19 protein-coding genes and 1 pseudogene are annotated in these 23,465 nt (G+C 63.0%); 13 read left to right on the forward strand and 7 right to left on the reverse strand.

The features are described from left to right. Positions 1–284: 284 nt before the first annotated feature. Positions 285–764, reverse strand: coding sequence for a thioredoxin-dependent thiol peroxidase (bcp, locus tag KW821_RS12840; protein ID WP_218291716.1), 480 nt, complete (start codon positions 762–764; stop codon positions 285–287). 16 nt (positions 765–780) lie between these two features. Beyond that, on the reverse strand, positions 781–1,314 hold the full coding sequence (locus tag KW821_RS12845) for a glycine cleavage system protein R (RefSeq protein WP_042654275.1): 534 nt from the start codon (positions 1,312–1,314) through the stop codon (positions 781–783). A gap of 201 nt (positions 1,315–1,515) precedes the next feature. Here KW821_RS12845 and dapA point away from each other — a divergent pair, with 201 nt between their 5' ends. The 3 genes from dapA (at position 1,516) to KW821_RS12860 (ending at position 4,817) form a co-directional block, all read left to right on the forward strand. Beyond that, positions 1,516–2,403 carry a 4-hydroxy-tetrahydrodipicolinate synthase gene (gene dapA, locus KW821_RS12850; protein WP_218291717.1) on the forward strand — a complete coding sequence of 296 codons (888 nt, stop codon included), beginning with the start codon at positions 1,516–1,518 and terminating at the stop codon, positions 2,401–2,403. Further along, positions 2,396–3,523 carry an outer membrane protein assembly factor BamC gene (gene bamC, locus KW821_RS12855; RefSeq protein ID WP_218291718.1) on the forward strand — a complete coding sequence of 376 codons (1,128 nt, stop codon included), beginning with the start codon at positions 2,396–2,398 and terminating at the stop codon, positions 3,521–3,523. The genes dapA and bamC overlap by 8 nt, the downstream gene beginning before the upstream one ends. 190 nt (positions 3,524–3,713) lie before the next feature. Further along, positions 3,714–4,817 carry a phosphoribosylaminoimidazolesuccinocarboxamide synthase gene (locus KW821_RS12860; protein ID WP_218291719.1) on the forward strand — a complete coding sequence of 368 codons (1,104 nt, stop codon included), beginning with the start codon at positions 3,714–3,716 and terminating at the stop codon, positions 4,815–4,817. A gap of 139 nt (positions 4,818–4,956) precedes the next feature. Here KW821_RS12860 and KW821_RS12865 read toward each other — a convergent pair whose 3' ends face one another. After that, positions 4,957–5,559 (reverse strand): short chain dehydrogenase, encoded by a 603-nt coding sequence (locus tag KW821_RS12865; RefSeq protein ID WP_218291720.1) that lies wholly within the window; start codon positions 5,557–5,559, stop codon positions 4,957–4,959. A 99-nt stretch (positions 5,560–5,658) separates the two neighbouring features. On the opposite strand from KW821_RS12865, the gene KW821_RS12870 reads away from it, so the two are divergent. The 4 genes from KW821_RS12870 (at position 5,659) to KW821_RS12885 (ending at position 8,561) form a co-directional block, all read left to right on the forward strand. Next, positions 5,659–6,558 (forward strand): LysR family transcriptional regulator, encoded by a 900-nt coding sequence (locus KW821_RS12870; protein WP_218291721.1) that lies wholly within the window; start codon positions 5,659–5,661, stop codon positions 6,556–6,558. Positions 6,559–6,642: 84 nt separating this feature from the next. Then, a complete protein-coding gene (locus KW821_RS12875) occupies positions 6,643–7,254 on the forward strand; it encodes a DUF2057 domain-containing protein (protein ID WP_218291722.1) in 612 nt (203 codons plus the stop codon). A 71-nt stretch (positions 7,255–7,325) separates the two neighbouring features. Further along, a complete protein-coding gene (locus tag KW821_RS12880; protein WP_218291723.1) occupies positions 7,326–7,754 on the forward strand; it encodes an HIT domain-containing protein in 429 nt (142 codons plus the stop codon). A gap of 108 nt (positions 7,755–7,862) precedes the next feature. Then, positions 7,863–8,561 (forward strand): DUF3334 family protein, encoded by a 699-nt coding sequence (locus tag KW821_RS12885; RefSeq protein WP_218291724.1) that lies wholly within the window; start codon positions 7,863–7,865, stop codon positions 8,559–8,561. 63 nt (positions 8,562–8,624) lie between these two features. Here the strand turns inward: KW821_RS12885 and KW821_RS12890 are convergent, their stop codons facing one another. After that, entirely contained in the window at positions 8,625–9,623 is a 999-nt protein-coding gene (locus tag KW821_RS12890) for a DUF2860 family protein (protein ID WP_218291725.1), read from the reverse strand. A gap of 201 nt (positions 9,624–9,824) precedes the next feature. Between KW821_RS12890 and arcB the strand changes: the two genes are divergently transcribed. From arcB to KW821_RS12920, 6 genes are all read left to right on the forward strand, one after another. Further along, the gene (gene arcB, locus KW821_RS12895) at positions 9,825–12,137 is read left to right on the forward strand and encodes an aerobic respiration two-component sensor histidine kinase ArcB (RefSeq protein ID WP_042654265.1); all 2,313 of its coding nucleotides are present in this window, start codon (positions 9,825–9,827) and stop codon (positions 12,135–12,137) included. A gap of 37 nt (positions 12,138–12,174) precedes the next feature. Continuing rightward, positions 12,175–13,539 (forward strand): dGTPase, encoded by a 1,365-nt coding sequence (gene dgt / locus KW821_RS12900; protein WP_218291726.1) that lies wholly within the window; start codon positions 12,175–12,177, stop codon positions 13,537–13,539. Between the two features lie 285 nt (positions 13,540–13,824). Further along, positions 13,825–14,028: a hypothetical protein gene (locus KW821_RS12905; RefSeq protein ID WP_084228378.1), complete on the forward strand. Its 204-nt coding sequence runs from the start codon at positions 13,825–13,827 to the stop codon at positions 14,026–14,028. Positions 14,029–14,172: 144 nt separating this feature from the next. After that, entirely contained in the window at positions 14,173–18,441 is a 4,269-nt protein-coding gene (locus KW821_RS12910) for a transporter substrate-binding domain-containing protein (RefSeq protein ID WP_218291727.1), read from the forward strand. Further along, positions 18,434–19,645: an EAL domain-containing protein gene (locus tag KW821_RS12915; protein WP_218291728.1), complete on the forward strand. Its 1,212-nt coding sequence runs from the start codon at positions 18,434–18,436 to the stop codon at positions 19,643–19,645. The genes KW821_RS12910 and KW821_RS12915 overlap by 8 nt, the downstream gene beginning before the upstream one ends. A 38-nt stretch (positions 19,646–19,683) precedes the next feature. Next, on the forward strand, positions 19,684–21,657 hold the full coding sequence (locus tag KW821_RS12920; RefSeq protein WP_218291729.1) for a methyl-accepting chemotaxis protein: 1,974 nt from the start codon (positions 19,684–19,686) through the stop codon (positions 21,655–21,657). 171 nt (positions 21,658–21,828) lie between these two features. Here the strand turns inward: KW821_RS12920 and KW821_RS21730 are convergent. The 3 genes and pseudogenes from KW821_RS21730 to metQ all read right to left on the reverse strand — a co-directional run. Continuing rightward, a pseudogene (locus tag KW821_RS21730) lies at positions 21,829–21,900 on the reverse strand (transcription/translation regulatory transformer protein RfaH); the annotation flags it as partial. A 147-nt stretch (positions 21,901–22,047) separates the two neighbouring features. Then, the gene (gene rfaH / locus KW821_RS12925) at positions 22,048–22,548 is read right to left on the reverse strand and encodes a transcription/translation regulatory transformer protein RfaH (protein ID WP_218291730.1); all 501 of its coding nucleotides are present in this window, start codon (positions 22,546–22,548) and stop codon (positions 22,048–22,050) included. A gap of 96 nt (positions 22,549–22,644) precedes the next feature. After that, a complete protein-coding gene (gene metQ / locus KW821_RS12930; RefSeq protein ID WP_218291731.1) occupies positions 22,645–23,445 on the reverse strand; it encodes a methionine ABC transporter substrate-binding lipoprotein MetQ in 801 nt (266 codons plus the stop codon). Between the last annotated feature and the right edge of the window lie 20 nt (positions 23,446–23,465).

Consider the following 23,465-nt stretch of genomic DNA (forward strand, 5'->3'; position numbering starts at 1 on the left):
TCCTGGCCGACTTGTATTGTGTGGTAGAGAGGCAAAAATGTAAGCGTCATTTGGCTCATTTCAGATATTCCGCCACCAAGGCACCTGACAGGGTGCATGCACTACCCATAACAACGATCCTCCCGTCATGGTGGCGATATCACGGCCATCAGACGAGGAGGCGCAGGATCGGCAGGGTGCCGGTTGTCAGCCCAGTATGCGAAGACGACTCGCACCGAAACATCGCACCAAAATAAAAGAGGGCCTGCAACTGCAGGCCCTCTTTCTATCAGGTACGAGGAGACTCAAACACCCGCCGACTGGCCCTGGATCAGGGAGAGCACCACCTGATGGTGATCGCTGGTCTTGAACTTGTCGAAACGGTGGGCCACCTTGCCCTCCTCGTCGATGAGGAAACTCAGCCGGTGGATGCCGTCGTACTCCTTGCCCATGAACTTCTTCGGGCCCCAGACGCCAAAGGCGTCGGCTACGGCATGATCTTCATCGGCCAGCAGGCGGAAGTTCAGGTTGTCGCGCTCTTCGAATTTCTTCAGGCGCTTGGCCGGATCCGGGCTGATGCCGAGTACCACCACATTGAGGGCGGCCAGTTCGGCGTTGACGTCACGCAGGCCGCAGGCCTGGGTGGTGCAGCCCGGGGTCATCGCCTTGGGGTAGAAATAGATGAGCACCTTCTTGCCGCGCAGGGAGGACAAACTAACCTGATTGCCATCCTGATCGGAGAGGGAGAAGTCGGGGGCCTGGGTGCCAACTTGTAGTGGTTGCATGGGGTCTCCTGAGCCGTCAGGCGTATTTGTGATTGATGAGGAACTCGAACGATTCGGCGCCCAGTTCACGACAGAATTCGGCGAAGGCCGCCTTGGATTCACCAGACTCTCCCTGCTTGGCCAGGTTCAACTGAAAGCTCGCCTTGAGCAGGTTGAACGGCTGTTGCTCGAGGGTAATGGTCTGCATGGCCTGGATGTCCCAACCATGATCGCTGAAGAACTGGGTGCACTGGCTGACGATGCCGGGCTGATCCCGGATCAGGACCTCGGCACTGGCGCTGATGTCGTACTGCAGGGAGTGGTGGCGCTCGGTGCGCTTCATCATGGTGATGAGATCCCACTCCTGGCTGCGCAGGGGCAGACTTATCTCGAGTTGCATCAGGCTGTTCCAGTCACCGGACAACAGCATGATGAAGGTGAATTCGTTACCAAAGATGCCAAGACGGCTGTCGACAATGTTGCAACCGCAGCCACTGACGTGACGGGTAACCTCATTGACGATGCCAGGCCTATCCGTGCCGATGGCCGTTACGACCAGGTAGTGAGTCATAAATCGTCTCTCGTCCATTATTGCGAAGGCGTTTGCAGCGCGCTCTGTTCCTGGGCATGGAGGCCAAGCTTGGGGCCATGTCCTGCACGCCTGCATTGCTGCGTTTTGTGGCGGATGGTAACACGGCTTGTCCCTCGCCTCCCTTGTTTTTCAAAGGGGGCAGCTTTACCATAACGCCCCTGAAAATCGGGAGAAAAATCCATGTTACGCGGTAGTATTGTTGCGCTCGTTACCCCCATGCTGGCCTCGGGTGAAGTCGATTGGGCCAGTCTGGCCGCCCTGGTCGATCATCATGTCGACGCCGGCACCAGTGCCATTGTCGCGGTGGGGACCACCGGGGAGTCGGTGACCCTGAGCGAGCAGGAACACATCGCCGTCGTGGAAAAAACCGTCGAGTTTGCCGCCGGGCGCATCCCGGTCATCGCCGGTTGTGGCTCCAACAGCACCGCCCATGCCATCGCACTCTCCCGCCGTTTCGCCCAAACCGGCGTGGTGGCAGGCCTCTCGGTGACCCCTTATTACAACAAACCCACCCAGGAAGGCCTCTATCGTCACTATTGTGCGATCGCCGAGGCTAGTGGTCTGCCTCAAATTCTCTATAATGTGCCCGGTCGCACCTGTTGCGATCTCAAACCGGAGACCGTGGCCAGGCTGGCTAAGGTGCCCGGCATCATAGGTCTGAAAGAGGCCACCGGTGATCTCGACCGGACACCGCTGCTGCGGGAGCTGTGCGGAGCGGATTTTGCGCTTTATAGTGGCGATGATGCCAGTGGATGTGATTTTATGCTGCAAGGGGGGGACGGAGTCATCTCAGTCACCACCAATATTGCGGCGGCCCAGATGGCCGACATGTGTCGTGCTGCGCTGGCCGGTAATGCCGGTCTGGCTCATGATATCAACAATCGATTGATGCCGTTGCATCAGACTCTGTTCTGCGAACCGAGTCCCATCCCGGTGAAGTGGGCCTGTGCCCGACTGGGATTGATGGCGACGGCGACCTTGCGTCTGCCGCTCACCGACCTCACCCCCGAGGGCGAACGAGCGATGACCCGAGCACTGACGACTGCGGAGTTGATGGCGAGTGTTTAAAGCAAATGGAAAGGGAAATGCAGTGCGCCTGGTGCTGAGTGTTGCGACCGTTGCCGTGTTGGCAGCCTGTAGCTCACCCCAGGATCGCAAGATGGCCAACCGTGGCTTCGAGTACGAAGAGAACCGCCTCGAAGGTCGTGCCTTCCTCGTGCCCGCCGGGTTGAGTGCCCCCGCTTTTAACAGCAATTTCGACATTCCGGCCCTGCCCGAGAGCAGCCGCGAGGGTGCCATCGGCGCCAAGGTCGATGTGCGTCCTCCTGCCCAGCTGCTGACCGTGGTCCCCGGCAGCCAGGTCGTACCCAATGCCAGCGAGCCTACCCTGGCCTTCTATGCCCTGAGCACCAGCCAGAGCGTGGAGCGTGACACCTGGTCCTTCCTGATGAACTTCCTGGCCCAGCACAAGGTGACCACCGAGCAGCTGGATCAGCAGGGCGGCGTGTTGCAGACCGGCTGGTTCGACAACACCGGTGCGCTCGATGGCTGGGGTGAGGAAGACGAAGACTTCCGTATTCGTCAGCGTTATCAGTTCACCCTGCACAACGATGTCCAGCGCCACGCCGTCAACATGTCGGTGCGGGTGCTGGAGCACGAAGAGACCTACGACGGTGAGACCACCACAGCGCTGACCGCGGCCGATGGCCAACGCTACGCGACCCGCGCCCTGAACCAGTTCTCCCTCTACTACGACAAGCAGCTCAAGGCTCGCGAGCAGCACAAGTCCAACGATGGCATGGGCATGGAGCTTGGCCTCGACAACAACGAGCTGAGCGCCTGGATCGCCGACGGTTCCTTCGAACAGGTGTGGCGCCGTCTCAATCAGGTGCTGCCGAACTACGGCTTCGTCATCAAGGATACCCAGCAGTCCCTGGGCTGGATCGACGTCGAGTATGACGATCCGGGTGCCGAGTTCTGGCAGGCCAAGGGGGCCGAGCCGTTCAAGCTGGAGGAAGACAAGTATCGCTTCCAGCTCGGCGAGATGGCCGGAGGCAAGACCTCCATCACCCTGTTTGACAAGGACAAGAAGCCGGTCGCATCCGGGGTCATCTCCCAGATGTACATCAGCCTGTCCGAGGCATTCGCCAAGGGCCAAGCCGATCAGGCTGCGGCAAAAGCAGAATAGAAACAGGGGCCTGGTGCCCCTGTTTTGTTATGTGAATTTCCTTACAAACAGAGAGCCTAGTACTCTTGTTTGTTAAGTGAATCCCCCAGCTTATAAAGGGGGTCGTGCTCTCGCTTCGTTATGTTTACCCCACAAACAGGGGCCTGGAGCTCCTGTTTTATCAGTCCCACAACAGGAAGTGTTAAAAGCCATGAGTCTTGCAGATCAAGTATTGGCGGTGAATGACGATTTGCCGATCCGTACCGATAAACCTGTCCATTCCGGCAAAGTGCGCAGCGTCTACTGGTTGACCCCGGCAGACAGTGCCCGGCTCATAAGAGAGAAAGGCTATGATGTGCCGGCCGATGCGCCGCTCGCCATCATGGTGATCAGTGACCGCATCTCGGCCTTCGACTGCATCTGGCAGGGCGTGGACGGGCTGAACGGCGTGCCGGGCAAGGGCGCGGCGCTCAACGCCATCTCCAGCCATTGGTTCAAGCTGTTCAAGGAGAAGGGACTGGCCGACAGCCACATCCTGGATATCCCGCACCCCTTCGTCTGGATAGTGCAGAAAGCCCGTCCCGTGATGATCGAAGCCATCGCCCGCCAGTACATCACCGGCTCCATGTGGCGTGCCTACAAGGACGGCGAGCGCGAGTTTTGCGGCATCCGCCTGCCGGAAGGGCTGAAGAAGGATCAGAAGCTGCCGGAGATCCTCATCACCCCGTCCACCAAGGGTGTGCTCAAGGGGCTGGAAGGCGTGCCGGAAGCCGATGACGTCAACGTCTCCCGCGCCGACATCGAGCGCCACTGCCAGGGCTTCAACTTCAGCAAGCCGGCCGACATCGACCGCTACGAAGTGCTGCTCAAGGAAGGCTTCAACGTGATCAGCGATGCGCTGACCGCGCTCGATCAGATCTTCGTCGACACCAAGTTCGAGTTTGGCTACGTCAAGGACGCCGCCGGCAACGAGAAGCTCATCTACATGGATGAAGTGGGTACCCCCGACAGCTCCCGCATCTGGGACGGCGCCGCCCTGCGTGAAGGCCAGATCGTCGAGAAGTCGAAAGAGGGCTTCCGCCAGTGGCTGCTGAACCACTTCCCGGATCCGGACATCCTGCTCAACAAGCACCGCATGCCGGAACGCTTCGCCCTGGCGCGTGACAACAAGCTGCCGACGGCGGTGATGATGGACATCTCCAACACCTACGTGGGGATCGCCGAGAAGATCATCGGTCAGCCGCTGGTGCGCAGTGCCAATCCCAAGCAGGAGATCATCGAGGTGTTGCGCGAGCAGTACGGTCTGATCGACTGAGGCTTGCCCTGTTTTTTTGTCGCCGACAAACAAACGTTTGCCGGTGGCGAGAAGGCATAGCCGGGCACAGCGCCGGATAAACAGACGGGCCCATCGCGGGCCCGTTTTTATTGGCGTCTGGCAGTGGGAGAGGGTGGCCTCAGCCGTTGACCCTGAACACCTGGCCGCTCTGCACCCCCAGCACCGACTTCTTGTAGGCCTGGGCCACCCGGGCGGCGGGCACCGGCACGAAGCCAGGGAAGAAGTCGGCATACTTGTCCATGGATTCGACCAGCACGGTCGGGCTTATCGCGTTGATGCGCAGCCCCCGCGGCAGCTCGCAGGCCGCGGCCCGCACGAAGTGCTCGATGGCGCCGTTGATGGTGCTGGCGCTGACCCCCCAGTTGATGGGCTCCTCGCTCAGGATGCCGCCGATCAGGGTGATGGATCCCCGGTCGTTGAGGTGCGGGATGGCGGCGCGGGTCAGCCTGATCTGGCCCATCAGCTTGCTCTCCAGCCCCGTTTGCCACTGCTCGTCCGTCAGCTCGGGGAAGGCATTGAAGGCGACGTTGCCGCTGGCCACCAGCAGGGCATCGAACCGGCCTATCCCCGCGAACAGGGCGGTGATGGAGGCGCTGTCCGTCATGTCTACCCTGGCATCCCCCTGGCGGTGGCCGACCCGGATGATCTCATGGTCCCTGGCGAGCAGTTCACTGACGGCGGATCCGATGGTGCCGGAGGCACCCACAATTACGATTTTCATCTTGGTCACTCCTGATTGGGATATTCAGGATTCTAGTAGGACTAAAGAGAAGAAAAAGCGTTTAATATGAACGTATTGTTTCCATATTGGAGTGAGTGGATGGATATCGCCCACCTGGCCAGCTTCTATGAGGTGGTCAAACGCGGCAGCTTCTCCGCCGCGGCCGACCTGTTGGGGGTGAGCAAGGGGATGCTGAGCCGCCACGTCAGCGCGCTGGAGGCCTCCCTCAACGCCCAGCTGTTGCAGCGCACCACCCGCCGGCTCAGCCTGACCGAGGCGGGCAAGACGCTCTATCTGCAGGCGGGGCAGATCTTCGCGCTGGCCCAGCAGGCGGAGCAGGACATCCAGGCCCTGACCGAGGAAGACGGCGGCCGCCTGCGTTTCACCTGTCCGGTCAGCACCGGCGATCGCATGGTGAGCGAGCTGCTGGCGCGCTTCGCCGAGCGCTGCCCCGGGGTGCAGGTCGAGCTCAACTTCACCAACGCCATGGTCGACATGAGCCAGGGGGAGCACGACATCGCCCTGCGTGCCATGAGCCATGTGCCGGACAACCTGGTAGCGCTGCCACTCGGCCGGCTGAGGGACGTGGTGGTGGCCAGCCCGGCCCTGCTCGCGCGGGAGGGGATCCCGGCCACCCCCTATGAGCTGAGCGGTCGCAGCTGTCTGCTGCAGGGGAGCAACCCCGCCTGGGAGCAGTGGCATTTTCGCAAGGAGGGGGAGGAGGCCCTGATCCCGGTGCAGGGGCGGGTGCGGGCCAACCACTACAGCACCCTGCTGCAGCTGGCCCGTGCCGGCATGGGCTATGCCAAGTGCCCGCTGATGCTGGTGGAAGCCAGCCTGGCCAGGGGGGAGCTGGTGGCGGTGCTGGGGGAGTGGCAGACCGGCCTGCACCCGCTCCATGTGCTGCATGCCCAGCAGCGGCGGGTGCCGCGCAAGATCCGCCTGTTCAAGCAGGTGCTGGCCGAGTGGTTTGCCGAGCGGCCGCACTATCTGATCTGAGTGCAACCGGCTGAGCCGGCGTTATTTTTCTGTCATATCCGGCTGCTACCCTGCGCTCATCACAGCGATGGAGAGAGGCAGAGGATGAAGGGTCATCAGGGTTGGGTCGGCGTCATGCTGTTGTGTGCCGGGGCGGCGCAGGCCGAGGTCGAGGTCAGGGTGCCGGAGAATTTCCAGATCCTGGCGGTGAGCGCCGGCAAGGTGCAGGACGAGCAGCATGCCGTGCTGGCCGACGGGCAACAGCAGTTGCTGGTGCGCTATGAGGGGGTGATCCCGAGTCGCAACAGCAGCGACAACGATCGCCAGATCCGCTCCGAGCCCCAGGTGATCCGCTATGACGCCAGCCGGCAGTCGGTGCGCTTACAGGCGGCCGTTCCCGGTGATGAGAGCGGGATGGAGCGCTACGCCAAGGCGCCGCTGGTGAGCCTGCAGACGGGGGGCCAGCCACTGGCCATGCAGCAGGATGAGCTGGTGGTCAACGGCATGCAGATCGGCATGGATTGGCGCGCCAGGCTGGAGGAGTACAACCGCGGCGGGGGCAAGGCCGCGCTGAACACGGTCGGCGTCACGACGGCGGTGGCGGCCTCGGCGCCGGTGGCCGCCAGCGAGCTGGAAGGACAGTTGCAGCGACTCTTCCTGCAGGCCGATCCGGCGCTGCGCAAGCGCTTCATCGGCTGGGCCGTGCCCCAGCTTTAAGTTTGCCCCTCGTTGCAGTAACGTGGGCACAGTCGCCTGGCGACCTGCCCATCTTGACCAACGAGGTTCTCATGTTTGAATTGCATCCCCGCCTGCAGGCGGATACCCAGCCGCTCGGGGATCTGCCGCTCTGCCGCGTCCTGCTCGCCAGAGACAGCCAGTACCCCTGGCTCATCCTGGTGCCCCGCATCGCCCAGTTGCGGGAGATCCACCACCTCGCACCCGAGCAGCAGCAACAGCTGATGCAGGAGTCCTGCGCCGTCGCCGCTCTGATGGAGCAGGCGCTGAGTCCGGACAAGATCAACGTGGCGGCGCTCGGCAACCTGGTGCCCCAGCTGCACCTGCACCATGTGGCCCGCTTCCGTTCGGACCCCGCCTGGCCTGGCCCCATCTGGGGTGCGCACCCTGCCGTGGCATATGAGGCGCAAGATTTACGGATTGCGGCCGATAACTGGCGAGCCCGGCTGGCGACCCTGAGCGGATTTACCCCTCTTCAATAGTGACAATGGCATCAAGTGAGAGCTGGCTCGCTGTTTCCAGGCCGGGGTCAGGCTATCTGTTAGCCTGACGACAACGACTAGCCCATTTTCGATCAGCAGGAAGGTTCCATGATACTAACAAGATCCGATGATGACGCCGTATTGACCACCGAGGATGTGCTGCTGAGTCTGTGCAATTCGGTCACGGGCGTATTGAGCGCGGCGACCCAGACCCAGGTGCGCTTCTCCGGCATGGTGCAGCGGATCAGCAAGACTTGCCTCAAGCCGGATATCGGCTGTTTCGTGCTGTTTGATGGCGGCTTCTCCGGCCTGGTGGTGATCAACTTCTCCGCCGCCGCGGCCATGGAGCTCTACCAGAGCTACATGCTCAGCATGGGGCTCTCCAAGGAGGATCTCGCCATCTCCCACACCTCGGACGAGGTGAGCAACGTCATGGGCGAGCTGATGAACCAGATCCTCGGCAGCTTCACCGGCAAGGTGGGCCGCGAGTTGCAGACCCACATCACCCAGAACCAGCCCAAGATGCTGGCCCTGAACAAGCAGGTGATGCTGAGCGTGGATACCAACCTCGACAATCCCGAGACCCGCAGGGTCACCTTCTTCACCGCCAGCAACAACATCTTCTACCTGGAGCTGGCGATGGACGGCACCGAGTTCATCCGGCTGCACAACGAGGGCAGGGATCAGGAGGAGATTGACCCCGATGCCTTGATCGCCCAGACCAAGCTGGCGGCGGCCAAGCCGGCCCCGGTGGCGGCGCCCGTTGCCAACGATCACGACGACCTGCTCAACTCGCTCGGTCTCTGATGACCAAGCAGATACAAGGAGGCCACCCCAGGGGTGGCCTCCTTGTATTCGGGGCGACTGGACTTAGAAGTTGTAGAGCAGACCGGCGCTGAGGATGCTGGTCTGGGTATCGTAGAAGGCGATGTCTGAATCGGCCTGGTTGTAGGCCGCCGTGACGGTGGCGGAGAGATCCCTGACCCCCATCAGGTTGTGCCAGAAGAAGGTGCCGGCCAGCACAAACTCCCTGGCATCGGCGCGCTGGCCGAACAGGGGATTCGCCTCGTCATACTCGCGCTTGCCGGCATAGGCGTTGCCGACGACGGACCACTGGGGGCCGCGCTTGGCATAGGTCATCTGCATCCCCAGGTTCTTGAAGCTCTCGGCACTGCCATCGAGATCGGCCTGTTTGTAGAGAATGGCGGGCTCCAGCAGCTGGCCACCCCCGAAGTGCCACTGGTAGGAGAGCTCCATGTCATGGATCTTGCCGTTGCGATCCAGCATGGAGGCATAGTGGGTGCCGTTGCGCTGATCGTACTGCTGGCCGCTGTGCTCCTCATCCAGCTCCATCTCCCGGCTGGTGAGGCTGCCATTGAAGTTGCTGCCCCAGATCTTGTCCCAGGCGAACCGCACGCCCTTCGACTTGGCATCGGTGGCGCTGCGATCCACCCCGACGGCGAAGGGATCGCTCCACAGCTCGACCGGCATGGCGTTGAACACCACAGAGCCCGCCACTATCCCCTTGTCGCCCATCTCCTGGCGGATCCCGAGCTGCTGGGTAAAGTCGAAGCGCAGCGCATCCTGGATGAGGTTGCCGAGGAACACCTGGGTGCGGGTATCGGCGAAGGTGTAGCGGATGTCGGCGTTGATGAGCGGCGCCAGCTCGCTCTCGCTGGCGGGGGAGCCGAGGCCGTCGATGTGGCCATTGCTGTCCCCGCCGGCATAGAAATTGGATTCATGGCTGATGGCACTGACCCCTCCCAACAAGAAACCGGACCAGCCAGATTGCGTGGGGATGGCACCGAGATCGGCGTGGGCGGCATTGGCGACCAGCAGGCTGAGACTCAGCAGGGTGAGATTACGCATCAGTAGGACTCCTGAAATGACGAATGATGAAACCGCATGGCCGGGTCCGCGTCCTTTGCTGAACTGGGGCTGACTGGCCAAGGTGGGCATGCTACCCCAGCAGGAGTGTGACGTTAATCAATAATTTATGCGGTGACGGGCAAGTGTTCGGTGCGCCGTGCTGGTATTCTGTTTGCGCAATAGCGGGGAGAAAATAACGAGATGAAGCAAATCAAATCCTGGGCGCAGTACTACGTCGACCTGATGACCAAGCTGGGGCTGGTCCGTTTCAGCATGTTGCTGGCGGCGGGCATCATAGTGCTGGCCGTGACGATCCAGATGGGCGTGACCCAGTTTCTGCGTGGCACAGTGGATATCGTCGACCTGGTGCGCTCGGTGTTCTTCGGTCTGCTGGTGACCCCCTGGGCCGTCTATTTCCTCTCCATCGTGGTGGATCAGCTGGAGGACTCCCGTCAGCGGCTGACCCGCATGGTGCGCAAGCTGCAGGACATGCGCGAGCGGGATCTCGAGCTCAACAGCCAGCTGCAGGAGAACATCAGTCGCCTCAACGCCCAGATAGCCGAGACCAACAGGGCCGAGACCCTGCGTCAGCAGGCGATCGAGGATCTGGAGAACGAGGTGTTCCAGCGCGAGAAGGCCCAGCTGCACCTGGGTGAGCGCACCGCCCTGCTGCGCTCCTTCATCGACTGCTCCCCCGATCTGGTCTATTACCGCAACGAGGAGCAGCAGTTCTCCGGCTGCAACCGCGCCATGGAGGAGCTGACCGGCAAGGTCGAGGCCGAGCTCATCGGGCTGACCCCGTTCGACGTCTACAAGCAGGACATCGCCAGCAAGGTGGTGGAGACCGACAAGCAGGTCTTCACCAGCAACGAGCCGCTCACCTACGAGCAGTGGCTGGAGTATCCGGATGGCCGCAAGGCCTACTTCGAGCTGCGCAAGGTGCCCTTCTTCGACAGATTTGGCAAGCGGCTCGGCCTGCTCGGCTTTGGCCGAGACATCACAGAGCGCAAGCAATACCAGGACAAGCTGGAGAAGGCGAGTCGCGACAAGACCACCTTCATCTCCACCATCAGCCACGAGCTACGCACCCCGCTCAACGGCATAGTGGGCCTCAGCCGGATGCTGATGGATACGCCGCTCGATGCCAAGCAACACCAGCAGCTCAAGACCATTCACCTGAGTGCGGTGACGCTCGGCAACATCTTCAACGACATCATCGATCTCGACAAACTCGATCGCCGCCGGCTGGAGATAGCCCCCACCCGCATCGACCTGCCCGCCTTCCTCGACGAGCTGGAGACGCTGTCGCGCATCCAGGCGGAGCAGAAGGGGCTCTACCTGCACTTCGACCGGGATGGGGACATGCCGCAGTTCGTGATGGCCGACGGCACCCGCCTGCGCCAGGTGTTGTGGAACCTGGTGGGCAATGCAGTCAAGTTTACCGACGAGGGCGGGGTGACGGTGCGTTGCCTCTCCCACGCGTCCGATGTGCCGGGCAAGTTGGCGCTGCACTTCGAGGTGGAAGACACCGGGGTCGGCATTCCGCGCGCCCAGCAGGAGAAGATCTTCGCCATGTACTATCAGGTGCAGGGCAAGAAGCACGCCACCGGCACCGGCATCGGCCTCGCGGTCTCCCGTCAGCTGGTGCAGGCCATGGGCGGCGAGCTCTATGTGGACAGCGACCCCGGTGAGGGCTCCTGCTTCACCGCCGAGCTGGAGGTGGACTGCGTCGAATCCCTGGCCGCCGAGCCGGAGCAGGAGCTGCCGGCGCTCGACATCCTGCTGGTGGAGGATGTGGAGCTGAACGTGACCGTGGCCTGCGCCCTGCTGAACAAGCTGGGGCATCAGGTCAAGGTGGCACGGGATGGGACCCAGGCGCTGGCCATGGCCAATCCCGATGACTTCGACCTCATCCTGCTCGATATCCAGCTGCCGGACATGACCGGCTTCGATGTGGCGGCCCAGCTGCTGGCCCGCTACGGCGACAGCCTGCCGCCCATGGTGGCACTCACCGCCAATAGCACCGGCGATCGCCAGTACTACCGGGATCGCGGTCTGCAGGATGTGATCAACAAGCCGCTGGGATCCAAGGCGGTGCGCGAGGTGATTGGCCACCTGTTTGCGGATCTGGCCGACGACGAGGCCGATGAGCAGGAGGATGCGGGCAATCAGGATGAGCTGCTGGATCTGCCCTTCCTCACCGATTACGCCAGCACGGTCGGCAAGCCGGTGCTGCTCTCCAGCGTCGACCTGTTCGAGAAGATGCTGCCCGACTACATGGCGGTGCTCGACACCAACATGATCGCCAGGGATCAGGCCGGCGTGGTGGAGGAGGCGCACAAGATCAAGGGGGCGGCCGGCTCCATCGGCCTGCGCCGCCTGCAACAGACGGCCCAGCTGATCCAGAGCCCGGAGCACCCCGCCTGGTGGGAGAACGTGGAAGACTGGATCGAGACGCTGCGCCGTGAATACCCGGGTGACATCGCCCGGTTGCGTCGCTGGCTGCTCTCCTGAGTCGGCCCCTGTCATCACAGCTAAGGAGACGCAGCCCATGTATCAGCGCCTGATCCCGTCACTGCGGGTTCACCCCTGGGGTGAGGAGCCCCTGCTGGAGGCGACCGAACAGGATCGCGCCCGCATAGTGCAGGCCGCGCCGGTGCGCCGCCTGCAACAGAAGACCCAGGTGTTTCCGCTCGATGTGAAGGCCTCGGTGCGCAGCCGCCTCACCCATTCGCTGGAGGTGCAGGAGACTGGCCGCCAGATCAGCCGCCGCATCCTGGCCGCCCTGCCGGCGGGCACTGTCTGTGAGGGGGCCTTCATCAATCTGGTGGAGATGTCCTGCCTGCTGCACGACGTCGGCAACCCGCCGTTCGGCCACTTCGGCGAGCAGGTGATGAGCCAGTGGCTGGCACAGGAGCTGGATGCGCTGTTTGCCAGTGCCCATGACCGGCTCCCGAGTCCGCAATGGGCCGAGCTGCGCCAGGATCTGCTGGTGTTCGACGGCAACGCCCAGAGCCTGCGGCTGGTGCACAGCCTGCACGAGCTGAACCTGACCCTGGGCCAGCTGGCGGCCCTGTGCAAGTACCCGCAGCAGCCGCAGCCCGGTCAGCACTTTGGCCAGCACCACGGCTGGGCCAGCAAGCGCGGCATCTTCTTCAGCGAGCAGCCGCTCTACCAGTCCCTGAGCCAGCACCTGGGGCTGGCCCCTGGCTGCCGTCATCCGCTGGTGTACATCATGGAGGCGGCGGACGACATCTCCTACTGCATCGCCGATCTGGAGGATGCGGTCGATCGGCACATCCTCAGCCTGAGCGAGCTGCAGCAGGCGCTGCGCAGCGCCGACGGGGGGGATTACATGGCCGGCCTGCTGGCTCAGGCCGCGGCGTCCGGCCGCGGCTTCTTTCCCCATTTTCGCCAACAGCTCACCCGGGATCTGGTCACCCTGGCGGCCGATACCTATGTGAGCGAGCATGTCGTCATCCTGAGCGGTGCCTATCCCCAGGCCTTGCTGCACGGTCAGGCGCCGGCGGCGCGGGTGCTCGATACCCTCAAGCAGGTGGCCCGCGAGCAGGTGTTCATGCGCCCTGAGGTGGAGGCGCTGGAGCTGGAAGGCTACGCCGCCCTGCGCGGTGTGCTCTCGACTTACGCCTGCCTGCTGGCGCTGCCGGCCGCGCAATTCGAGCGCTTGCTGGCGGGCAAGGGGGGCAGCGAGCTCTTCTTCGCCCGGCGGCTGTTTCACCGACTATCGGCCCGCCACCTCAAGGCATACCGGCTGGCGGTGGCGACCGCCGATCCCCGCTTTGAATCCGGGGCCGAGCAGGAGTGGTACTACCGCGTCCGGCTGTTGCTCGATTACGTCAGCGGCATGACGGATACCTATGCGCTGGAGGAGTTCCGGCTGCTGTCCGGGATCTGATCGGTCCATATCCATCCCACCCATATGGGTGGGATGGATATTGCACAAAATTCGGTGTTTTTCTAGACTGTGGCAACTTGTACAACTTTCACCCGGTAAGGAGACGACTATGCAACATTCCATGTTCAACGTTGCGTTCGATCGCTGCATTGGCAGCGCGAAGACTCGTGCTCTTTATTTACCGCGTGGAGGAAACAGGTAACCCCTGCTTTTTCATCACCCGCGGTTATCCCGCAGGGTGATGTCCTCTCTCCGGGAGAACCGCAAGTTCAACTGGAGAATATTATGTCTATCGAACTCGTCCTGCTGCGCACCGTCGAATCCCTGGTTCAGAAACGGATCACCCGACTGGAGCGTCGCGTCAGCTACCTGAATCTCTCGCCAGCCATGTTGAAAGACATCGGCCTGGAAGGGCAGGATGTGCAGGTGGCCCATGTCCGTGTGCGGGAGTTTCAAACCGGCTTCCGCCTTGGGAACCGAATAACCTGATGGAGGGGGACTCGCTCCCCCTGATGTGCAAATGGCAGGCCTAGGCCTGCCATTCTCGTTTCTGATCGGTGCCGCCCTGATTTTTTAGTCGCACATTTAACCAAAAACTCTATGATCACCCACCGGTCTGTGCAGGAGTCATCCATGTTGTGTCGTTGTTTGCGTTCCATTCTGTTGTGCTGGCTGGCCTGCTGGAGCCTGGGGGTTGCCGCCGATACGCATCTGGATAAGAACAGATTGGGGTTGTCGGAACGGCTGTGGCTCTCGTCGCACAACGAACTGGTGGTCGGCATGCCCTCCGTGGCCTGGCCCCCCTATGTCTATACCAATAGCCGGGGTGGCTTCAGCGGCCCGCTTGACGATTTTGCCACCCTGCTGGCGAACAAGTTGCACCTGACCCTGCGCTACAAGACCTATCCCTACTATGCCGGTGCCCAGCAAGCCTTGATGGATGACGAGGTCGACATGCTGATCGGGGTGACTCCGAGCCAGACCCGGCTGGAGCAGATGTTGTTTACCTCGGATCTCATGGTGCTGCCGCGGGCCGTCCTGCTGGCCAAGTCGAAAGAGGAGCCCACCCTGGAGGAGGCGCGGGAGCTGCGCTGGGTGTGCGAGTTCGGCTTCAGCTCCTGCGAAGAGCTGGCCTTGTTGGGCATCAACGACATGGTCGAGGCCGACAGCAGCGATGAGGCAGTCTTCATGGTCAAGAAGGGGCTGGCGGATGCCTATCTGGGGGATCTGCCATCCCTGATACGGCTGCAGCGGCTGCAGCAACAGGCGAACCTGACGGTGTCGACCCCGGACTGGGTGCAGGACACCTCTCTGGCCATCGCGGTCGGCCCCAAGAACAAGGCGTTGCAGGGCTTGCTGGAGGCGGCGCTCAACGACATTCCTATCGATGAACGGCGCCGCATTCTGGAGACGGGGGGCATAGTCGACTATGAACTGGCCCATGGTCCACGCCAGATCGTCTTCAACCAGAGCGAGCTGAACTGGCTGGCGCAGCATCCCACCCTGAGCTATGGCGTGGCCCCCGACTGGCCCGCGGTGAGCGAGATCGACGGCCGCGGCCAGTTGCACGGCTTCATCGCCGACCTGTTGAAACTGCTGAGTGCGCGCACCGGTCTCCAATTTACCCTGGTGCCGACCCAGAGCTGGGCCGAGACCCAGGCCCTGTTCAAGGCGCGCAAGCTGGACTTCGTCCCGGCGATGACCTCGACCGAGGACCGCCGTCAATCCTTGCTGTTCACCCCGGATTACGCCGTCATACACAGGGTGATCGCGGCCCGGCAAGGGATGGCGGAGCTGTCCAGCGCGGCGGACCTGAGGGGGCACAAGGTAGGAATGGTCGATGGTTCGGTCGAGACGCGGCTGCTGGCCGAGGTCGGGGCCATCCCGGTGATGGCCAGCAGCGATGCGGGACTGCTCCCGCTGCTCGACAGCCGCCAGGTGGACTATGTGCTGATGAGCATGACTACCCTGGAGCAGGCGCTGCAAAAGGGCTTCAGCGATCGCTATCAGGTGGTCTTCTCCGGCAACGAGCTGAGGGTGCCCATCGCCATGGCGGTGCGCCAGCAGGATCCCATGTTGCAGCAGATCCTGACCAAGGTGCTGCTCTCCATCCGGCCGGAAGAGCTGGCCAAGCTGGAACACAAGTGGTTGTCGCTGACCATACAGACGGGCATCAACCCGGGGACTGTGCTGATGTGGTCCTCCCTCGGGGTGGGCATCTTCCTGCTCTGCGTGCTGCTGTTCATGGGCTGGAACCGGACCCTGCGCCGCCAGATAGTGCAGCGCCAGCTGGCCGAGCAGCAGCTGAATGAGCAGCTCACCTTCGTGCAGACCCTGCTCGACTCGCTGCCCAACATGGTGGTGCTGCGTGACAAATACCTGCGCATCACCCTGTGCAACCGGGCCTATCGCGATGCCTTCATCAGCGAGCGCAGCGATGGCGGCCTCTATCACCTGGACAACCTGCCGTCCCTGGAGCGGGAGAAGGTGCTGAGGGAGGAGCAGGAGGTGTGGCTGAGCGGCCAGGCGATGGAGGGGGCGGGCTACAGCCGGCGCCATGATGGCACCGCGTTTCACGTCATCTATGCCAAGCAGCCCTATCGCGCGCAGAGCGGCGAGCAGCTGGGGGTTTTGACGGTGCTGACCGATGTGACCCGGATCAAGGAGGCCGAGGCGCGGGCCCGCCAGGCGGAGACCCGCCTCACCCAGATCACCGACAGCATGCCTGGTATCGTCTATCAGTATCTGTGGCAGGGGCCGGGCCAGGGGCGCTTCCTCTATGTGTCCCAAGGGGCGAGGGAGATCCTGGGCAGCAGCGGAGAGGGGCTGCTGTCGGTGGAGTCGGGCGGCGAGGTGTTCGGCTTTACCGAGGCGGCGCTGCAGGATTTCGTCAGCAAGGTGGCCAACCACGCCGAGACCCTGGCTCCCCTCGATCTGGAGGTCAAGGTCGAGCGAGCAGAGGGGCTGCGCTACCTGCAGGTGCGCGGCAGCTTCGTGCGCCAGGAGGAGGGCAACCTGATCCTCAACGGCGTCATCCACGACATCACGGCCCTCAAGCAGCAGGAACACGAGCTCAGGGAGGCGCGCGCCTATGCGGAGCAGGCGATGCAGGCGCGCAGTCGCTTCCTCGCCACCATGAGCCACGAGTTGCGCACCCCCATCTCCGGCATGCACGGCATGCTGGAGCTGCTGCAGATGAGCGATCTCAATGACGATCAGCGCTACATGCTGCGCAACATCGCGACCTCGACCAACAACCTGCTCTATCTGGTCAACGATATCCTGGACTTCTCCAAGATAGAGGCGGGCCAGTTGCAGCTGCATTACCACGGCTGCCGACTCACCTCTGTCATCTGCGATGTCATCCGCGGTCACGCCACCCTGGCCTATGGCAAGGGGCTCAAAGTGACGCTGGAGTGGGCCGCCGAGGTGCCGGATCAGGCCAGCATGGACGCGATCCGGGTGGGGCAGGTGATCTCCAACCTGCTCAACAACGCGGTGAAATTTACCGAGTGGGGCGAGATCGCCATCCGGGTCGGCTATCAGGCGAACCAGCTGCTGTTTGCCGTGCGAGATACCGGGATCGGCATCGCCGATGACAAGCAGGTGAACCTGTTCACCCCCTTCAAGCAGGTCGAATCCGACATCACCCGGCGCTTCGGCGGGACCGGGCTCGGGCTCGCCATCTGCCAGCAGTTGATCCACAAGATGGGGGGCAGCCTGGCGCTGGAGAGCAAGCCCGGCACCGGGACCTGCGTGACTTTCAAGATCCCGCTGACCGAGTGTCAGTGGGATGCCCCGCCGCTGGTCGATCAGGATTGGTGGTGGCTGGGGGAGGATGCCGCGCTGCGGGCGACCATGGAGCAGCTGGGCGCCCGGCTGCATCGGCTGGAGCCGCATCAGTGGCGGCAACCGCTGAGCGGTCGCCTGCTGGCGGAGGAGCGCCTGCTGGAGCGGGCGCTGGGCGCGGACTGGCAGCAGCATTTGCAGCAATCCGCGCTCAAGGGCATAGTGCTCTCCCCCCAGGAGGCGCTGCGCGGACGTATGGGCAGCGATGCCTGGTGGCGGCTGGGTCAGTCGCCGCTCTATCCCGATCTGCTGCTGGAAACCTGCCGCCAGCTGGCGGGGGAGCGGGCCACTCAGCCGGGGCAATTCCTGGTAGACAAGTTGCAGGGCCGTGTCCTGGTCGCCGATGATCACCCCATCAACCGTGCGCTGCTGGCCCGCCAGCTCGCCATTCTCGGCATCGATGCCGAGCTGGTCGATGATGGCGAGAAGGCGCTGCGCGCCTGGCAAGGGCGAGGCTTCGCCCTGCTGCTGACCGATTGCCACATGCCGGTGATGGATGGCTACAGCCTGACCAGGACCCTGCGGGCGGCGGGGGATCCGGCGCCCATCATCGGCGTCACGGCCGACACCTCGGAGGAGGCCAGCCGGCAGATGCAGGCGGCGGGGATGAACGATATGCTGTTCAAACCCTACAGCCTGGAGACCTTGCGCCAGACGCTGCAGCGCTGGTTGCCGGTCGCCAGTGCACCGAGCGAGCCGCAGCCCCGCGTTCAGGCTTCGACCCAGGAGCAGGCGCTGAGCTGGATCGCCCTGTTCGGTGATGAGGCGCTGGCCCGCAGCATGGCGCAGGAGTATCTGGACTCCAATCGCCAGGATAGCGAGGAGATGGTGCGAGCGCTGGCGTGTCAGGATACCCAGGCGCTGGTGGAGACGGCACACCGCATCAAGGGGGCGGCCCGCATGGTCGGGCAGACGGCCCTGGCGACGGAGGCGGCTCAGCTGGAGGCTGCGGCCAGATTGAAACAGCTGGACAGGCTCGATGAGTTGAGTCAGACAGTACAGGTATTGATGGATGCTATTGCATGCGAAATTGGACTATGGCTCGATGAATAACAAGCAGCATGAGTTGGTGATCATGGTGGTGGAGGATCACAACTTCCAGCGCAAGGCCCTGATGCACCAGATCAGCAGACTCGGCTACGGCCAGCTGCTGGAGGCACAGGATGGCGAGGCGGCGCTGGAGCTGTGTCAGCACCACCAGGTCGACATCTTGTTTTGCGATCTGCGCATGCCCGGCATGGACGGCATGGCCCTGCTGCGCCGGCTCTCGCTGGGAGGCTTCAGGGGTGGCGTCATCCTGTGCAGTGCGCTGGAAGACGATGTGGTCGACGCCGTGCTGCGCATGAGCACGGCCTATGGCCTGCAGGTGCTGGGGCGCATCGACAAGCCCGCCGACCCGCAGCAGATCAGTCAGCTGATCGGTGCCTGGCGGCCCCAGCAGGAGCGGACCCAGGAGGAGGACGGCCACAGCCTGACCCAGGACGATCTCAGCGCCGCCCTGGAGCAGGATCAGCTGCTGCCCTGGTATCAGCCCAAGGTGAGCTTCGGCACCGGCCAGTGGATCGGCATGGAGGCGCTCGCCCGCTGGCAGCACCCCGAGTATGGCCTGGTCTCACCCGTGCACTTCATCCCCCTGGCGGAGCGCCATGGACTGATCGATCAGCTGACCGAGGTGATCATCAACAAGTCCCTGCGCGATGGACACCTGTGGGAACAGACCGGGCTCTCCCTCAACCTGTCGATGAACCTCTCCACCACCTCGCTGATCGAGGGGGATCTCTGCAACACCCTGCTCAACCATTGCCAGCGCTGGAGCATCAACCCTGAGCTCATCACCCTGGAGGTGACCGAGAGCGCCTTCGTCAAGGATCTCGGCAAGTCGCTGGAGGTGCTGACGCGCCTGCGCATGCACGGCTTCGGGCTCTCCATCGATGACTTCGGCACAGGTTACTCCTCCATGCAGCAGTTGGCGCTGCTGCCCTTCACCGAGCTGAAGCTGGATCGATCCTTCGTCGATCGCTGCTATGAGGACCCCTCCCGGCTCGCCATCATAGAGTCGAGCATCGAGCTGGCCCGCAAGCTGGGGCTCAAGTCGGTGGCCGAGGGGGTCGAGGATGAGCCCACCTGGCAGTTGCTGGCCAGATTGGGCTGCGATCAGTGCCAGGGCTTCTTCTCCGCCCGCCCCATGCCGCGGGATGAGTTGCTGGAGTGGCATCGCTCCTGGCTGGATCGATTACCCGCTCTGATCAAGAGCTGAACCCGGGGCAGGATGCCCGCAGTCGAACAAGGACGTTCATGAAAATTTCAAGCAAGTTGTTGTTTAGCTTTTGTTTTATCAATCTGCTCATCATCCTCTCCTCCGCCCTGGTGTATCATCAGCTGGGCCGGATCCAGCAGTCGCAGTCGGCCTTGCTGGAGCAGGCCCTGCCCGCCCTGCAGCGGGATGAGGCGAGCCAGAAGGCGCTGATCGCCACCGTCTCCTCCCTGCGGGCCTACCTGATCCTCGGTAAGGATCCGGCCCAGGCCAAGCGCCTCAAGCAGGAGTGGGACGGCGCCTGGCAGGCCATCGAGCGGCAGGCCTTTACCCCCGCCCTGACCCGGGCCCTAGAGGCGTTCAAGGGCAAGCAGGAGAAGGTGTGGGCCCTGGCTCACACCGAGGAGAACCTGCCGGCCCATAGCCTGATGCTGCTGGAGGCGGGCCCCCTGGCCGAGGCTGCACTCGATCAGTTGCAATCCTTCGCCAACGAAGAGGTGGCGACCCCCCAAGCCGAGTTGCCCGGCGATAGGCGCCTGTTGCTCAAGCAGGTGGGCGATGCCTATAACGGCCTCGCCAACGCCCTCTCCGCCCTGCGGGACTTCCTCATCTCGGGGGACAAGGAGTATCAGGCCAAGTACCAGGATTACTACCAATTCCATCTGCAGCGGGTGGCCGAGCTGAAACAGCAGCAGGGCCAGTTCACCGAGGCCGAGCAGGGGCTCTGGGCCCTGTTCGAGCAGATGTCGGCGCCCTTCGCCGAGCTGGTCGGCCAGGTGATCGCCAGGCGGCAGGCGCCCGACTGGGATCAGGCCAATCACCTGATGGCCACCGACGTCGAGCCGGCCCTGGACAGGCTCGCCGGCCAGCTGGCATCCCAGGTGACTCACACCCGGGCTGAGGTCGACAAGATCGCCGGCCAGATGGCCGCCGCCGGCCAGACCATCCATCACAGCCTGCTGCTGACCACCCTCAGCACCATATCGCTCGGCACCCTGGTGGCCCTGCTGTTCAGCCGCCGGCTGACCCGGGACATCGCCAGCCTGGTGGCCCGTGCCGGACTGGTGGCGGATGGCCGGCTGCCGGCCGCGCCCCTGCCGGTATTGCGGAGAGACGAGCTGGGTGGCTTGACCGGTTCCATCAACCGGATGTCGGGCCAGCTGCGTCAGCTGGTGGGGGAGATCCAGGGGGCCGTGGGTCAGGTGGAAGGCGCCTGCGGCGAGGTGGGCCGTACCAGCAACATCATAGTGGGGGATCTGGCGAGCCAGAATCAGCGGGTCGATACGGTCGCGGCGGCCATAGAGCAGATGTCGGCCAGCACCCGGGACGTGGCGGGCAACATTGCCGAGGCGGCCGAGGCGGCCCGCCAGACCGAGCGACAGGCCCGCCAGGGGGGCGATGCCCTCGCGCGCATGACCACCACCATGCAGCAGATCGCGGCCATGATGGCCGAGGCCAACCAGGCGATGGGGCAGCTGAGCCGCCAGAGTGAGCAGGTGGGACGCGTCACCGAGGTCATCGCCACCCTCGCCGAGCAGACCAACCTGCTGGCGCTCAACGCGGCCATAGAGGCGGCGCGCGCCGGGGAGCAGGGCCGTGGTTTTGCCGTGGTGGCGGACGAGGTGCGCCAGCTCGCCAGCCGCACCAGCCAGTCGACGGCGGAGATCAACCTGACCATCGCCAGCATCCAGCAACAGACCCGGCAGACCGCCGACACCGTGGGCAGCGGCACCAGGCTGGTGGAGCAGGGGCACGGCGCCGTGGCGTCGGTGACCGAGACCCTCGAGACCATGACCCGGCTGGTGCAGGATCTCTGTGGCCAGCTGGGGGCCATCGCCACCGCCACCGAGCAGCAGTCGCGGGTGGCACAGGAGGTGGCCGGGACTGTCGAGGAGATCGCCGGGCTCAGCCGCCAATCCAGTGAGCGCAGTCAGCAGGGGGAGGAGATAGTCGCCAGGCTGAGCCGGGAGACGGGGCGCCTGACCTCGGTCATCAGCCGGTTCGAGCTGGGATAAGACAGAGGTGGGCAAATGCCCGCCTCTTGCTTGATAGTGGTGACGAAAGCGCGGGCTCTCGTCAGTCCAGGCGCCGTAAGGCCTGGTTGTCGAGGCTGCTGCTGGTTTCCTGATTGAGCAGGCTGACCAGCAGGAATAGGAGCGCTTCTCGCCGTGGACAGCTGGTGAGGGTCAATCCAGACGCCGGAAGGCCTGGCTGTCGAAGCTGCTGCTGGTCTCCTGATTGAGCAGGCTGACCAGCAGGAATGGGGGCGCTTCTCGCCGCAGACGCCCGGTGAGTGTCAGTCCAGACGCCGGAAGGCCTGGTTGTCGAAGCTGCTGCTGGTTTCCTGATTGAGCAGGTTGGCCAGCGGAATGGGGGCGCTTCTCGCCGCAGACGTCTGGGGAGTGTCAGTCCAGACGTCGGAAGGCCTGGTTGTCGAAGCTGCTGCTGGTTTCCTGGTTGAGCAGGCTGACCAGCAGGATCGCCCGCTTCTCGCCATCCGGCTCCAGATAGATAGCCTCGAACCCGGCAAGGGGGCCAGATTCGATAAGCACCTTGTCTCCCTGACTCGGCAGGCGCGCATAGCTGGCCCTGGCCTCATCGCTGTCGTCACGGCTCATCAGCCGATAGATCAGCTGGCTGCTGACATCCGTCCACTCCTTGCCGAAATGAACGATGCGGCTGATGCCCCGGGTCGACTTCAGGGTGATGGGCGAGACCTCGTCGAGATCCACGTGGATGAACAGGTAGTTGGGAAACATGGGCTCACGCACCGGTACCCGCTTGCCGCGGCGCAGCTTCTCGATTTCCACCATGGGGTAATAGGATTCGACACCCTGGGCTGCCAGATGGGCGCGGGCGCGGGCTTCTTCCTTAGGCTTGCAGTAGGCCAGATACCATTTTTTCATTGTTCTGTTTTGTGTTTGTTACCGTGCTGACGCCCATGATAACGGGGGTAAAAAAAAAGGCCACGCTTGGCGCGGCCTTTTTTGCAGAGTGAGTGATTACCAACCTTTCACCAGACCGCCCTTGAACAGTTCGGTCCCTTTCTTGTAGACCTCGTCGGTCTGGAAGGACTGGACGAACTGCTTGACCTTCTCTTCGTCCTTGTTGTTTTCACGAGCGACGATCAGGTTGACGTAGGGGGACTCCTTGTCTTCGACAAACAAGCCGTTCTCGGTCGGGGTCAGGCCAATCTGACCGGCGAAGGTGTTGTTGATGATGGAGAGATCAACATCTTCCAGGGAGCGGGGCAGCTGAGCGGCTTCCAGCTCGACGATCTTGAAGTTGCGAGGGTTGCTGGCGATGTCCAGCACCGTCGCTTCCAGACCGGCGCCTTCCTTCAGCTTCAGCAGGCCCTGCTTCTCCAGCAGGATCAGGGAGCGACCCAGGTTGGTCGGATCGTTCGGCACCGCGATCTGGGCACCGTCCTTGAGCTCGCTCAGGGCCTTGATCTTCTTGGAGTAACCGGCGATCGGGTAGACGAAGGTGTTGCCAACCGGTACCAGTTTGAAGCCGCGATCACGGATCTGCGCATCCAGATAGGGCTTGTGCTGGAAGGCGTTGACGTCGACGCTGCCATCGTTCAGGGCCACGTTGGGGGTGACGTAGTCGGAGAAGGTGACGATCTCGACGTTCAGACCGAATTTCTCCTTGGCCACCTTGGCCGCGGTCTCGACCAGCTCGGTCTCGGGGCCGGCGATGGCGCCGACCTTCAGGGTCTTGTTCTCTTCTTTCTGGCCGCAGCCGACCAGTACCAGAGTTGCCAGCAGCGCTGCCGCAGCGGATTTAATGCCCAATTTCATAAAAACCTCCTGTCAGAAAT

The organism is Aeromonas sp. sif2416, assembly GCF_019218665.1.
In the GTDB taxonomy this organism is placed as follows: domain Bacteria; phylum Pseudomonadota; class Gammaproteobacteria; order Enterobacterales; family Aeromonadaceae; genus Aeromonas; species Aeromonas encheleia.